Annotated in this window: 7 protein-coding genes; 5 read left to right on the top strand and 2 right to left on the bottom strand. The window is 59.5% G+C overall.

The window, feature by feature from the left end; genetic code table 11:
* Positions 1–118 precede the first annotated feature (118 nt).
* The 4 genes from ACGTNG_RS00985 (at position 119) to ACGTNG_RS00970 (ending at position 11,599) form a co-directional block, all read left to right on the top strand.
* Positions 119–1,774, top strand: coding sequence for a hypothetical protein (locus ACGTNG_RS00985; RefSeq protein WP_394574961.1), 1,656 nt, complete (start codon positions 119–121; stop codon positions 1,772–1,774).
* A 179-nt stretch (positions 1,775–1,953) separates the two neighbouring features.
* A complete protein-coding gene (locus tag ACGTNG_RS00980) occupies positions 1,954–2,733 on the top strand; it encodes a SapC family protein (RefSeq protein ID WP_394574960.1) in 780 nt (259 codons plus the stop codon).
* A gap of 751 nt (positions 2,734–3,484) precedes the next feature.
* Positions 3,485–9,466, top strand: coding sequence for a DUF4347 domain-containing protein (locus ACGTNG_RS00975; protein ID WP_394574959.1), 5,982 nt, complete (start codon positions 3,485–3,487; stop codon positions 9,464–9,466).
* 669 nt (positions 9,467–10,135) lie between these two features.
* Positions 10,136–11,599 (top strand): DUF6056 family protein, encoded by a 1,464-nt coding sequence (locus ACGTNG_RS00970; protein ID WP_394574958.1) that lies wholly within the window; start codon positions 10,136–10,138, stop codon positions 11,597–11,599.
* A gap of 481 nt (positions 11,600–12,080) precedes the next feature.
* Here the strand turns inward: ACGTNG_RS00970 and ACGTNG_RS00965 are convergent, their stop codons facing one another.
* Entirely contained in the window at positions 12,081–13,046 is a 966-nt protein-coding gene (locus ACGTNG_RS00965) for a glycosyltransferase family 2 protein (protein WP_394574957.1), read from the bottom strand.
* Positions 13,043–13,525 (bottom strand): GtrA family protein, encoded by a 483-nt coding sequence (locus tag ACGTNG_RS00960; protein WP_394574956.1) that lies wholly within the window; start codon positions 13,523–13,525, stop codon positions 13,043–13,045. The genes ACGTNG_RS00965 and ACGTNG_RS00960 overlap by 4 nt, the downstream gene beginning before the upstream one ends.
* 440 nt (positions 13,526–13,965) lie before the next feature.
* Between ACGTNG_RS00960 and rfbB the strand changes: the two genes are divergently transcribed.
* A complete protein-coding gene (gene rfbB / locus ACGTNG_RS00955) occupies positions 13,966–15,036 on the top strand; it encodes a dTDP-glucose 4,6-dehydratase (protein WP_394574955.1) in 1,071 nt (356 codons plus the stop codon).
* Positions 15,037–15,052 lie beyond the last annotated feature (16 nt).

Raw genomic sequence — 15,052 nt, 5'->3', positions numbered from 1 at the left:
CACGGTGCGATCAGCGCTGATCGCCGACACCCTTCTCAGGTGTCGAAAAACCTGGATCCATTGGCGGCGCGATTAGCCGTCGTACTGCAACAGTTGCACAAGCAAGGAGACTGCCAACATGGCAATTAGCTTCAACCAGAATTTCTATCTGAACCAGAAACTCGAACAGCTGCAGGAAGCCGGCGAAACGGGTTTCGAGACCGTGGCTGACGTTCTGGTCGCCATCCAGGCTGCCGGTCTGACCGCCGAAGCGCACTTCGCTCAGTACGGCGCCGCCGAAGGCCTGAGCCCCTCCGCCGAGTTCGACACCAACGCCTACCTGTCCGCCAAGCTGGCCGACCTGCAGGCCAACGGTGAGACGCAGTTCGAGACCACCGCCGACGTGCTGGAAGCCTTCCAGGCCGCCGGTCTCTCCCCGCTGGAGCACTTCAACCAGTACGGCGAAGCCGAAGGTCTCGAGGCTACTCCGGTTGCCGCTTCAGAGCTCACTGAAGCTCTGGAAACCTACAAGACCGCTCTTGACGAGAAAGAAGCGTTCCTGGAGGAAGGCGAGTTTGCTGACGATGCTGCAGTGCGTCAGGAACTGACCGATGCGAAGGCGGCTGTTACTGGTGACACACAAAATGTGATCAGTGCCAAGATCCTGGACGCACAGGAAGCTAAGGCCGATGCCGAAGCGGCTATCGCCGAGGTGGATGGTCTGAAGGCGGTCGTTGATGCCTACCTGGCGTCCGAGACCAACCTCGAAAATGCTACTAAAGCTGCTGATGACGCAGCTGCCGAGCTGGCTGGTCAAGAAACGACCTTCGAAGCGCTGGGTAAGGCTAATAACACCCTTACAGTCACCGATGCTGTTGGCCCGACTCCTGGTCCGGCAGCGGCCGGCACTATCGAGCTGGATCTGCAGGGAGACGCTACCGCTTCCTCAAACTTTGTTATTTATAACAAAGCAGATGTCAACTCCGATTGGGTCCTAGACGAGACCAAGCTCGAGGAAGCTCAGACTTTCGCTGCCAATAACGGGGTTGAGGGGCTCGACGCTCTGATCGCCGATCTCCAGGCTTCCCTCGCTGCCGATGAAGCCGAAGTGACTGCTCAGGCCGCTCGCAACGATGCCCTGACCGAGTTGCTGGAAGCTGAAGATGCAGCAGATTCAAGTGTTGACAACTCCAGCGTAACTGTCGACGCAAACACCAATGTTGATGGTACCAACGCTCCGCTGACCAACGCCCTGCAAGACGCCGAAGATACTATTGAAGGCCTGCAGCAGGACCTCGAGACTCGTGCCGAGCTCGATGCAGACGTTGTTGCAGCCGAAGCTGATGTTGCCGAGATGGAAGCTCTGAACCAAGCCATCACGGACGCCAAGGCAACTCTGGAAGACTCCGAGGAAGACGGTGGCTTCGACGTCACTCTGACCGAGTTCTCCTCCGGCACCGCAACCGCCGAGAATGATCTGTTCGTGTTCAGCACCGACGCAGATGGTTCTTCCGTGGCTCAGTTCGGTGCAGCCGGCGAAGACAAGATCTACGTGGGCGACAGCTTTACTCGCGTCGATCTGGAGTCCGATGCCGTCTTCACCGACGAGCAGGGCGATGTGTCTACCATGGAAGTCTTCTTCCAGCAGAACGGCAGCGATGTCGTGATGACCTTTGAAGACAAGGCCTTCGCCGGTAGCGGTTCTTCCGCGACCGAAGACCTGACCGAGGTCACCCTGACCGGTGTCAACGTCGAGGACCTGAGCCTCGAGAACGGTTACATCACCGTCGCCTGAGGTCTTCTGACCTGCACCCCTTGAGGGGGCTTCGGCGCCCTCATCGAGTGAAAACCCCCGGCTTCGGTCGGGGGTTTTTTATTGAAGATGGCTGAGAACATGTCTTGATATGCTGTCAGCGATTTCTTCAGTTCTTGTACGCTATTTCCTACAAATCCGTTTCCTGACCGGGAGGTGTTATGTCCCAATCGCTCGTGCTGAGCCCGAGGGAATGCCAGGGCAAGAGCTGGCTTCCGCCCAAGGATCTCCGCTTCGCTCAGCATCGGTCATTGATCCTGCTCCACGCCGGAGAGCTGGCCAAGGCCGCGGCCGCGATGCCGCTGGCCGTGGTCAAGGAAGGTCGCGAGTGGCGGCTGGTGGGCGTGTGTGGCCTGGATCTCGGCCATAACCTCTTTATCCGCCAGGGCCAGTGGTTGGGCCACTATCGGCCGGAGTGGCTTTCCAGCTGGCCGTTCGAGATCATCAGCGTGGGCGAGAAGGGCCTGGTGGCCTTTGACCGCGACTCCGGTCTGCTGGGTGAGGAAGGGCAAACAGGTCAGGAGAGCGCGGAGCCATTCTTCGATGCCGAAGGCCAGATGCTTGAGGCCGTGGCCACTCGCGTCGAGGCACTCAAGGCCGCCCACCGTAAGCAGCAGGCCACCCAGAAGGCGTTGCAGGCGCTGGCGAGTGCCGGGGTGCTGACCCCCTGGCCCGAGACGCTGCAAAGCCAGCTGGGCCTCTCCATCAACGGCCTGCATATGGTCGATGAGAAGGCGCTGGCCCAGCTCGACGACGAGGCTTTTTTGGCATTGAGGAAGACCCAGGCGCTGCCCATCGCCTATGCGCTCAACCTCTCCATCCCCCAGACTCACCTGCTGGCCCGCCTGGCGAGGATGAACCCGGCCCAGGCCGAGGCGCCGGAGACCCTGGACAGCTTCTTCGAGGACGACGAAGAGCTGAGCTTCGATTTCGATAGCTGAGGGGCAGGGGATGAGGCTGATGAGAATGGGGCTTGTCGTGTCGACCCTGGCCCTGAGCGGCTGCGTGCCCTTCGTGCCGATTATCTGAGTCTTGCCGGTAACTGATCGGACGCGCCGAGGGAAGTGGCAGCCGGAGCTGACGCTGGACAGAGCCTCGATGACGATCCTTGATGCCGCCGCGCATCACCGGCGCGCGGTTGTCGTCGGGCTTCGGGGAGGCCATGTCAGGCGAGGCGGGGTGCAGGACGGGAACGTTGACGGATCGAATAGCGAGTATGAAATACTCACACCGAAATGGATTAAATTTTCCATACTTAAGCATTAAGATGAGTTCATCAGCGCGCGATACACAATAATGATCGAGTCGGCGATTCGCCGACCCATGGCAACGCAGGAACGCGTCATGACCAGGGACGTCAAGCATGTCTGGAGGACCCGGCATCGCTATCTGTCGGTTAGCCGACGCTATGCGGCCACCCCAGGGGTGGCTGAATGAGTTTCCACGTCTTTACCGGCCTGCCTCGGTCCGCTTCCTCCCTGTTGCGCGATGACACCCGATGGGCTGGGCCTACCCCTGGCGGAAGGAATCTTGCGACGGCGTTCCGGCGCCTCCTTCTGCCGCCCGACCTAATCCAGTATGTCCAGTGCGTGGCGTTCTGGCGCGATATCCATGTCAGCCAGGCCCATTTCATCCTCCGATAGTCACCAACCTCATGAACACGCCCCCATCATCTGACTTACAGGTAGCCGTATGAACGATAAAGTCCTCCCCACAGCGGGCACCTTAGCTTCGGTGTCGGCTTCTGGTCATCAGGTCGTGTTTATCGATACTGGCCTACCCGACTATCAAACCCTGATAGAGGGGTTACCAGAGGGTGTCGAGGTACAGCTGGTGGCACCGGACCAGGACGGCATTAAGGTGATGGCCGACTGGGCGCAAAATCATTCCGGTTATGGCGCCATTCATATTCTGGGACATGGCTCATCCGCGGCCCAACAACTAGGAAGTGCGACGCTTTCCACCGACTCCCTGCAAGCTTACCAAGGTGAGCTCAGCCAAGTTGGTAATGCCCTGGTCGAAGACGGAGACATGTTGCTGTATGGCTGCAATGTGGCGGCTGATCAAAGCGGTGTGAATTTTATCGATAAATTGGCGCGAATGACGAGGGCGGATATTGCGGCTTCCGATGATATGACCGGCGCGGAAGTGCTTGATGGGAACTGGGCATTAGAGTTTTCGGAAGGAATCATTAACTCAAAACTTTTTTTTGGCGAACCAGCAATGGAGGGTTTTTCTTCTCTACTTGCGGCAACTAATGGTACCAAAAATTTCACTGGTTGGTCTGACGTTGGTAATATTGTATCCAGCACAAATTTCACGTTGACTGGGTATAATGGTGAATATTTTCGAAATGTAGACTTGGCTGGAGCTCTTGCATATATCAATGATACGACTACGAATTTAACGAATGCGTATTTTCATTTGGAGGCTGATGGTACGAATACTGGGTCATTTGAGCTGGCTGGTTTACAACTCTCAGAATATAGTTCCAACGTAAATGTGACAGATCTTTATGTTGTTGGTAGTCGCTTGAGTGGCGGCTCGGTTACCTCATCAACTCTCAGTGGCCAAAATGGCTATCAGGATATTTTTACATTTGGTAGTGGCGATTTAACCGCTTTTAATGGTGTTAAGATTACCGATTTTAAGGTGTATTTTGACACGGGTGGGTCGGCAGTTGAATTTTCTTTCGATAACTTCACAATCTCAAGTAGCCAAGCGCCATCTCTCAATAATGCGCCCGAGCTAGGCGGCACGCCTGCCGACGACAGTGCCACCGAAGATGTCGCCACTACGATTGATTTGTCCGCTTATAACGTCAGCGACGATGATGGCGATACCATCACCCTGACTCTGGCTGTCGATCGTGGCAGCATCGCCGCCACAGACGGCAATGGCACTACCGCTGGCGTCACGGTTGCCACCTCCGGCACCGCCAGCATGACCCTGCAAGGCTCGGCCGCAGATCTGAACACCTACCTCAACGACACCAGCAAACTTGAATACACCACCGCGGCCAACGATACGACGGCCGCCACGTTGACCGTCACCCCCAATGACGGAACTACGAATGGCACAGCCGACACGGTCACCATCAACATCACACCAGTGAACGACAACCCGACCGTCGCTGGCGCACCGTCAGACGTGACGGTGACCGAGGATACGCAAAGCAATGTTGATCTCTCGGCGTTGAGCTTCGCGGATGTCGATGGCGACAACTTGACGGTGACGCTCACGGCCTCGGCCGGGACTTTCGCAACGCCAGTGGACGGCTCGGGTGTCGGCGCTGGCGTGACCGCAACGCAGGTCAACGCGACCACGATCACACTGTCCGGCGCAGCGGCCGATATCTCGACGTATCTGGATACCGCGTCGAATATCCAGTACACACCGTCGCCAAACGTCAGCGGTCAAGACCAGGCGACCATCACCATCTCAGCCAGCGACGGCAATGGTGGCAACCTGGCGGCGAATCCGAGCATCAATCTCGATGTCACACAGGTGAACGATGCGCCGGTGTTTACTGGTCTAGACGGCACGCCCAGTTACACCGAAGGCGGTGCAGTCGTTCAGTTGGATGCCGATGCCACTATCAGTGACCTGGAGCTGGATGCGCTCAATGGCGGTAACGGCGACTATTCCGGGGCTTCCCTGACGCTGGCTCGCAACGGCGGCGCCGATACCTCGGACCTGTTCAACCTCGCCTCCGGTGGCAACCTGACCGTGACGGGCGGGCCAGCGGGTGGTGGCACCATTACCGCCGCTGGCAATGTGATCGCCACCATTGCCAATACCGGCCCTGGCCAACTGCAGCTCAGCTTTGCCGATAATGGCACCGTGCCGACCACGGCGCTGGTCGACGAAATGCTCCAGGCCATTCGCTACAGCAACGGCAGCGATGACCCGGGCGCCAGCGTTCAGCTGGACTACACCTTCAGCGATGGCGGGGCCAGCGATAGTGGCAGCGTGACGGTGGCCGTGACGGAGGTGAACGACGCGCCCACCCTGATCGCGACGGGGCAGGATCCGGGCTATATCGAAGAGGCGGCTGCATCCGACCTATTCAGTGGCGTCACGGCCAGCACGATGGAAAGTGGGCAGACCCTAACCGGCCTGACCCTGACGGTGACAAATGTCTCGGACGGCGCCAATGAGATCCTGGGCATCGATGGCTCCGATCTGGCTCTGACCGATGGCAACAGCATCACCTCGGCCACCAGTGGCTTGACCATCAACTGCTCCGTCTCCGGCTCCACCGCCACGGTATCGTTCAGCGGTGCGGCGTTAAGCGAAGCCGCCCTGCAAACCCTGGTGGATGGCTTGTCTTATCTCAATGGGTCGGACACTCCCACCACCGGCAACAATCGCGTGGTGACGATCACCGCCCTGACCGACTCGGGTGCCAACGGCGGCAGTGATGACAACGGGGCAGCCCTGTCCCTGTCATCCACCGTTTCCCTGACCGCCGTCAATGATGCCCCGGTCGTGGCCAATGCCTTCACCGAAACCAGCCAGATCGTGGCGGGGAGCGGGGTGCAAAACGTCGATCTGTTCGATGACGCCACCGTCAGCAATGCCGACAGTGCCGATTACAACGGCGGTTTCCTGACCCTGGCGCAGACCGCCGGTACCACTAATGGCAGCTGGTCGCTGGATGGCACTAACGCCACCTCCGGCGGCGATGCCGCCGTCAGCGCCGGCGAGACGGTGCAGGTGGGGGGCAGCAGCATCGGTACGGTGGATGTCACTGACGATGGCCAGGGCGGCAACACGCTGACGATCAACTTCAGCGCGGCCGATGCCACCAGCGCTAACCTGCAGACGCTGCTGCAAAACCTGAACTACAGCGCTCCCTCCGGCGTGGGCGACCGCACCTTCGAGGTGACGCTAAGCGATGCCGACGGTACCGCCAACGGGGGCGATCAGGATGTCGTCGGCAATGTCACCCTGAGCGTCACGCCCAACCCGCCTGTCATCGGCAGCCTGGAAGGCGACAGTTCCGCGGCCACTGAAGAGGGTGGGGCGGTCGCACTGGATATCGGCGGCAATGCCACCGTCACCGATGCCGATTCGGCGAATTTCGACGGCGGCTCCGTCACCGTCAGTGTTATAGCCAATGCCGATGCCAGCAGCGATCAGCTGTCGGTGGATACCAGCGGTACCATCCGCCTGGCTGGCACGACCGCCGGCTCGAATGTGGCCGTTTCCGACACGGTGATCGGCACCCTGGGCAACGACATTGCCGCTGGCAATGACTTCGTCGTCAATCTTAACGCCGAGGCCACACCCACGCGCGTCCAAGTGCTGCTGCAGGCGCTGACCTTCGAAGCCACGGGGGATAATCCTACCGAGTCCACCCGCACCCTCGGTATTGCCGTGTCTGACGGTATCGCCAGTGACACCGTCAGCGTGTCCATCGCAGTCTCCGCCCAGAACGATGCCCCGCAGCTGGTGGGGCTGCCGACGGATCTTTCCTTTACCGAGGACACTCAGGCCAATCTCGACCTGTCGGCCGCGACGCTCTCGGATGTCGATACCACCGGCAGCGTCACCCTGACGCTTGCCGCCAGTGCCGGAACCCTGTCGGCCAATAGCGCCGGCGGCTTAACCGCCGATGGCAGCGGTACGGCCAGCCTTACGCTGACCGGCAGCATCGCTGACCTCGACACCTTCCTCGATGGCGCCAACATCACCCACACGCCCGCTGCGGACCTGAGCGGTAACGATGCTGGCACCATCGGCGTCAGCGTAAACGATGGCGGCACTGACACCAGCCTCGGCAGCATCAACATCGACATCACCGCCGTCAATGACGCCCCCGTGATCGCCACCAATGCCGGCCCCTCGGTACAGGCCGGCCGCACAGTGACGCTGACCAGTGCCCACCTCGACGAAGGGGATCTCGACGACGAGGGCGCCGGGCTCACCTACACCCTGGATAGCCTGCCGGCTGAGGGCGAGCTCCAGTTGTCCGGCACGCCGCTGGCCGTGAACGATACCTTCACCCAGCAGGACATCGATGACGGCAAGGTGAGCTTTACCGCTGGCAGCACTACCGGCAATGTGAGCTTCGACATCACCCTGGCCGACGGCGGGGAAGATGGTGCCGGGACCGTCAGCGATACTGTCACCCTGAGCGTGACGGCACCGCCCCCCTCCTCGGGAGACGGATCGAGCTCATCCGACACCACCGATACCATCGATGGGGTCGAGGTGACGACCACTACCGACAGCGACGGCACGGTGACCACCACCATCCCGGTGGTGACGGAAGATCGCGATGAGGACCCTGGCACCACCACCGGCGACGCGGATATCCCGCTGATCAATGGTGATACCAACAACAACGGCAATGTGGTGACTGCAACCCTACCGGTCGGTGTAGGCCTGAGCGCCTCGGGGCAGGCGACCGCGCAAACCGCCACCGAGGCCTTGGCGTCCCTGGTGCGTGCGATCGACGAGCGCGACAGCGCGGAGGAATCCAGCCTGATCGGTGGCGCCCAGTCCTTCCTGACTAACCTCGCGGCGACTACCACGCTGGATGTGCGCACCATCATTCCGACCACCACATCGACATCGCTCAGCTCGCCGATCGTGATCACCGGTAGTGCGTCATCGAAGGAGACGACTCAGTCCGAGGCATTTGTCATCGATACGCGCAGCCTGCCGAAGGCCAGTGCGCTGCAGTTGGACAATATCGAGTTCGTCTCGATCGTCGGCAGCGCGGTCGTCAGCGGTGGCGCGGGCCGCAACTATGTGGTGGCCGATGACCAGTCGCAAACGATCGTGTTGGGCGAAGACGACGACGAACTGCACGGCGGCGGCGGTGACGACATCGTGGGCTCCAAGAGCGGCGACGACTTGCTGTTCGGCGGTAGCGGTAATGACACCGTCTCGGGGGGCGCCGACAATGATCGTTTGGTAGGCGGTTCGGGGAACGACACGCTCCTGGGCGGCAGTGGTGTCGACGTGGCGCGCTTCAACGTGGCTGCCGCCGAGGTGGTGATCCTCCAGGACGACGATGGTCGCCTGGTGGTCGAGGCCGGTGAGTGGGGGAGCGATACCCTATCGGAGGTCGAATTGCTGCGCTTCGATGACCAGGTCGTGCTGGTCGATACACTGGATTCGTTGTCCGTCAGGGGCTTCGATGAGGCGGGCTATCTCGCACGTAACCCGGATGTGGCCGAGGCCGTCGCGCGGGGCGACTTCGCCAAGGGACTTGCGCACTACCAAGAGTTCGGGGCGAGCGAGGGTCGCGGTGCCGATGGGCTCGCCGGCTTCGACGAGGCGTTCTATCTCGCGCTCAACCCCGACGTGGCCGCGGTGGTCGCGCGCGGCGACTTCGCCAGCGGCTTTGCCCACTATCGCCAATACGGCGAGGCCGAGGGACGCGATCCCAACGTGCTGTTCGATGAAGCGTGGTATCGCGAGCATAATACCGATGTCGATCAGGCGGTTGAGCGGGGAGAGTTCGACTCCGCCTATCAGCATTTCCTGGCCTTTGGGGGCAACGAGCAGCGTGACGCCTCCGCCTGGGCCGATATGAGCGATTACCTGTCCCGTAATCCCGATGTGGCCGCGGCGGATATCAATCCTCTCGTCCACTATCTGCAATATGGCCTTCAGGAGGGACGCATGATGACCGCCGCGGACGAGGGGCTCTGGTAGCCGCTCTTCGATACCCTGCTCCCCTCTGCTGGATAGCCGCTGAGCGGTGGGAGTCATGGTCGACGCTGAGGCATAATGACCCGTGGTTCAAAGCGGCCCGCTACTCGGCGGACCACTTGCGGGCGTATGTGTGCGTGGAGTGAGTGTTAAAGCGCGGCAGTCTATCTGTCCGCTGCTTAGGGTGAGTCTTGGTGGCTGCGTTCCTTCGTGAAGGTTATCTGATCGAAAGAGGGAAAGGCTCTTAAGCCCTCCCGATCGCCAGGCGTTGGATGACACCCTGGCTCTCGCGATATCTCTCTGTTTTATCGCTTTTTGATGACCTATAGGAGCTAGTCGCTCCCAAGTGACCAATCTGAGCATTACCGATCAAACTATCTAGCGACTTCAGCAGCAACTGGCGATTTACCAGATCGCGCGCGAAGTCTATGCTGGGGTCCTCCAGCAGGAATTGCTCCAGGTAACGCACTGACCGGTGGGGTTCGCCTGGCCTTTGCCCGTGCCGTGCCCATTGGCCCGGTGCGGGCGTTTTCGTCCAGTCCCTCATGCTGTACCGGCCTAGCGGCGTTTCGTATCAATTTAGTGCGGTTGCCCGCCGGTGCCGGGCAGCGGATCGGCAGGGAGAGGGGCTGAAGTGGCCGGCTCGTAGATTAGTGATACAGGAAACACGACATGCAGAATGAATGGTGGGGGCGTGGCATCGGTAGTTTGTTACTGCTGGTCTTCGGGATAGGCCTGTGCCTGCAACATTGGCAGGTCTTTCCGTATCACGATGACTGGGGCTATGCGGTATTGAGCTATGTGACCGATCAGACGGGTTTTGTCGGTCAGCATTTCAGTCAGTGGCAACTGCTCAGCTTTCTCTACGACGAATATCTGCACTGGTCGCCGCGTTTTCTTGCGTTCTTCGTGCAGATCAACCTGTTCAAGCTGGGACTGGATGCCGTGCGGTTGACACAGGTAGCCATGCTGTTGGCTTGGCTGGCGCTATCTGTACGGTTGGTCTCCGGGCGATCTCGTCATCCATTGGTGGCCGTGGGCGTGGTGGTTTTTCTGGCCTGGCCCGATTTCATCACGGTGGGGGGGCTTTATTGGTTCTCTGCGTCGATTGCTTACATGTGGGGGGTGGTTCCTCTGCTGCTTGGCGCCTGGTGGCTGCGCTGCGATGCCTCGCTATCATGGCGGGCTGTTGTCATGCTGGCACTGGCGGCGCTCTTCCAGGAGCAGATGGCCGTCGCGGTACTGGGCATGATGATGAGCTTCGCGCTAATCCGTCGGCTTGACGGCGATCCATTGCCGCTGAGTCGGCTGGCGCTGCGATTCGTACCGGTTCTGATGGCCTTTGGCCTCGTCATCTTCGCGCCCGGCAATTTCGCTCGTCAGTCCGGTTCGTCCCCTGAGGGGGCGTTGGTCGAACAGGCCGCGGCCAATCTTGGCCGGCTAGGAGAGCTGATTGCCGGCTCATCCAGTGGTGTGCTGTTCTGGATAATGGTGTTGACCTGCGTGATGCTGCTGGCCTGGGAAACCCTGGCACATTCGGAGCGTCGCGGCTGGCGTCTGATGCTGCTGGCCGGCATGGTTGTCGCTATCCTTCTATCGATTGTGCTGCCCGCTCTGGCGCTGCTGGGCGCAGGAGTCGTGTGGGCCGTGTTGCTGGTGCACCGCTGTTGGGGCGCTCCCGAGGTGGCTGTTGTGGCCGCATTGTTAGCGGGAGCCTTTGCCTCGTTGGCCCTGCTGCTGGTAGCGCCGGGAGTGTCCGGGCGCTCGCTGCTGATTTTCTATGCTCTGGTGCTGACGCCCGTCCTGTACTCCCTGTATAGCGTGTCAGGAAGCTTGTGGCGTCGTCGGGCGGGCGTGGCCATCATTATCCTCATTCTGCCTGTTGCGGCCATGGATACGTTCGAGGTGTTCGAAGGCTACGCAAGCAATGCGCCCATTCACCGTCTCAATCAGGCTCGACTGCTTGTACTGTCGCATGAGGTGAGAGCCGGTAAAGCGGTGCCCGAAAGTGTGACGCTGACCAGGCTCCCTGATGATCGCTACGCCGAGACGATGCCCTATCAGCGGCCGCTGATCGAGACATGGATGAAAAAGTATTACGCGCTGCCTCCGTCGCTTGAGTTGCGATGGCAGTGAGGCAGACGCTACCGATACATAATCGACGTTTCGTTTTTCATATCGCACCCATGACCCCGGTGACAAAGTACCCCAGACTCTTGGCTATTGGTGTCATGCATCAGCAGATGGAGTTGAGATGAGTGACTGACGAACTGGGTGCGACTAGGATGTCTTTGAGCCTTTTTCCTGACACTGATGATAAGGGCCGTATTGTTTCCTGTTCGCAATCTCACTGTGGGAGGGTAAGAATCTTGGGCTGGGTGAGCATTCCGAAGTATTATTTTCTGTGTGCATAACGTTCACCTTTTCTTCGATGGTATATGACTCAGGCCCCATGCTTTGTATATACCGGATGTATTTATGGCAGGCTTATGCCTGCTTGCTTCTGGAACGCCTCTTAAGGCGTTCCCCCGCTCAGTGTCAGGCTCCCACTATTAAGAGGAGGCACCATGCCACGAGGGTCACCCAGGCATATATTTACGTCGACATTCAGCGTTCTTCAGGCATCGTCGTCAGCTTTCGAGGGCTTGACTGTAGATTGTCGCGTGCTGGTCGGTGGCTTGATGATGTACCGCGGACGCTGCTTGCTCTCCATGTAGATGCGTCCGATGTATTCGCCCAATACGCCGATGCCCATGAGCTGGACGCCTCCCAGAAAGAGAATCGCCGTCATCAGGGAAGGGTAGCCGGGAACGGCATTGCCCCAGACGAGCTTGTCGATGATCAGCCAGGCGGCATAGAGGAAGGAAAAAGCCGCTACGCCGAATCCGATATAGGTCCAGATCCTCAGCGGTACGGTGGAGAAAGACGTGATGCCCTCGAGCGCGAGGTTCCACAATTTCCAGCCGTTGAACTTGCTCTTTCCGGCCGAGCGCTCGACGCGGGTGTACTCAATCACGGCGGTGTTGAAACCGACCCAGCTGAGAATGCCCTTCATGAACAGCTGGCGCTCCGGCATGCGAACGATGGCATCTACCACGCGACGCGACATCAGACGAAAGTCACCGACATTTTCCTCGATGGCCGTTTCGCTGATCCAATTGTTGAGCCTATAGAACCATTCGGCGCTGCGTCGCTTGAGGTAGCCGTCGCTTCCTCGGTCGGCACGCTTGGCCAGTACCACGTCAAAGCCTTCCTGCCATTTCTCGATCAGCCGGGGAATCACCTCGATCGGATCCTGCAAGTCGACGTCGATCGGAATCACGGCGTCGCCCTGGGAATGTTCCAGCCCGGCGAACAAGGCTGGTTCCTTGCCAAAGTTGCGCGAGAAGTCGATGTTGGTAACCATCGGGTCTGACTTGGCCAGTGCGGCGATGATGTCGGCTGTTCGGTCGTGGCTGCCGTCGTTGACAAACAAGATCTCTATCGCGTGTTCGTCAAGCCCTGGATGTTCACGGACGGTTCTGTAGAACTGTTCGATCGTGTCTTCTTCGTTGAAGACCGGTACGACGAGTGAAAGGTTCACGGTTCACTCCTGAATACGCAGTAACGGGAATAGACGAAGCCCAGCATCAGGCTCATTGCCGAGAAGCCGACGAGCATCAGTAGGGGGGGAAGGGCCATATTCTCTGCCAGCTTGCCGACGAGCCAACTCAGCAGGCCCATGAAGGCGACGAACGCAGCGTAGCGCCTGGCGGTGGCTTCCGAGCGAAAGGTCCAGCGAGCGTTGGTAAAGAAGGAAAACGTCACCGCAACGCAGAAGGCGATCAGGTTGCTGAGCGATTGACTATCCAGCCAGTGGTAGGCGAGAGCGAAAATCGACCAGTGCAGCAAGGTATTGATCACTCCGACCGATGCGTATCGGGAAAAGAGCTTGAGCATGGTAGGTAAGCTGACCGTATGGTGACAGAAATTGGCATCGCATGCTGCCGACACAGCCGGGAGAGTGTACAGCCCAGGCCCTGAGATATAAACGTCGAGGCCGCGGTGCAGGAGTTCTTCCATCAGGCGATGCGTCGCTTGGGGGCTAGCTCAATGAAAAAACAGCATTTTCCCTCTAGAGGGCATGACCAGCGTCGATAGCTGATAACCAATCCGGATGTCGCTCCAGCTGGCGGGCGGCACATGGTGGTGCACAAGCTTGGTTAAGGCGACTACGAAGCTTGTGGGAGGATGTCGGCCGATGAAGGTCTCTACGACGGGCTAACCTTTTTCCTTCGCATGCCGCTTTATCGCTATTGTCTTATTAGCGCTCAGAGGACGTTCTGGGTACCGTCCTTGCAGAAAGAGTCGCCACGTGGTGCATCAGCTGCAAATCGTCTTCGTGAGCCATAAGGTGACTTTGCCTTCCCTGGAGGTGGGGGCAGGCTCGATGATGAGCAACGGAGCTTTTCCCAATGTGGGCTAACCCTTAGACTAAACCCGTTTTTTCAACGGACACGGCAATGAAAATATTGATAACCGGTGGCGCCGGCTTCATCGGCTCGGCGGTGATTCGCCACCTGCTGCGAGACACCGATCATTCGGTGGTTAACGTGGACGCCCTGACCTATGCCGGTAATCTGGCCTCGCTAGGCGAGGTCAGCGGCGATGCTCGCTATGCCTTCGAGCATGAGGACATTTGCAACGCCGAGGCCATGGCGCGAGTGTTCGCCACTCACCGCCCGGATGCAGTGATGCACCTCGCAGCTGAGTCCCACGTCGATCGATCCATACATGGTCCGGCTGACTTTCTGGCGACCAATCTGGTCGGCACCGGGGTGCTGCTGGAGGCGGCCCGTGCTTATTGGGAGGGGGCAGACGAGTCCTGTCGGAAGTCGTTTCGTTTCCATCACGTCTCTACCGATGAGGTCTACGGCGACCTGGAGGGGCCGGAGGGTCTGTTCACCGAGAGCACGCCCTATGCGCCGAGTTCGCCGTATTCCGCTACCAAGGCGGGCTCCGATCATCTGGTGCGAGCCTGGCACCGCACCTTCGGCCTTCCGGTGTTGGTCACTAACTGCTCGAACAACTACGGGCCTTACCACTTCCCCGAGAAGTTGATTCCGCTAATGATTCTCAATGCGCGTGCTGGTAAGCCGCTGCCCGTCTACGGAGATGGCCAGCAGGTGCGCGACTGGCTGTATGTGGAGGATCATGCCCGGGCCCTGGTGCGGGTGCTGGAGGCCGGGCGGGTCGGTGAGACCTATAATATCGGCGGGCATAACGAGTGCACCAATCTGGCCGTGGTCGAGACGATCTGTGACCTGCTCGAAGAGTTGACATACGAGCGGCCGGAGTCAGTGGCCCGTTACCGTGACCTGATCACTTATGTACAGGACCGGCCGGGCCACGATCTGCGCTATGCCATCGATGCCGGCAAGATCGAGCAGGAATTGGGCTGGCGCCCGGTCGAGACCTTCGAGAGCGGTCTGCGAAAGACGGTGCAGTGGTATCTCGATAACGACGATTGGGTCGAGGGAGTGACCAGCGGGGCCTATCGGGAATGGACTGCCCGCCACTACGGGGACGCCTGACGGCCACCGCCTAGAC

This window comes from Halomonas sp. B23F22_3 (assembly GCF_043496965.1).
Taxonomy (GTDB): domain Bacteria; phylum Pseudomonadota; class Gammaproteobacteria; order Pseudomonadales; family Halomonadaceae; genus Halomonas.
Note: the sequence above shows the minus strand (reverse complement) of the source record. Positions and strands in the feature narration are given on the sequence as shown.

Excerpts from the sequence above, each read along its gene's own strand:
- ACGTNG_RS00980 (WP_394574960.1), top strand. The coding sequence starts at position 1,954 with ATGTCCCAATCGCTCGTGCTGAGCCCGAGGGAATGCCAGGGCAAGAGC.
- rfbB (WP_394574955.1), top strand. The coding sequence starts at position 13,966 with ATGAAAATATTGATAACCGGTGGCGCCGGCTTCATCGGCTCGGCGGTG.
- ACGTNG_RS00960 (WP_394574956.1), bottom strand. The coding sequence starts at position 13,525 with ATGGAAGAACTCCTGCACCGCGGCCTCGACGTTTATATCTCAGGGCCT.
- ACGTNG_RS00970 (WP_394574958.1), top strand. The coding sequence starts at position 10,136 with ATGCAGAATGAATGGTGGGGGCGTGGCATCGGTAGTTTGTTACTGCTG.
- ACGTNG_RS00985 (WP_394574961.1), top strand. The coding sequence starts at position 119 with ATGGCAATTAGCTTCAACCAGAATTTCTATCTGAACCAGAAACTCGAA.
- ACGTNG_RS00975 (WP_394574959.1), top strand. The coding sequence starts at position 3,485 with ATGAACGATAAAGTCCTCCCCACAGCGGGCACCTTAGCTTCGGTGTCG.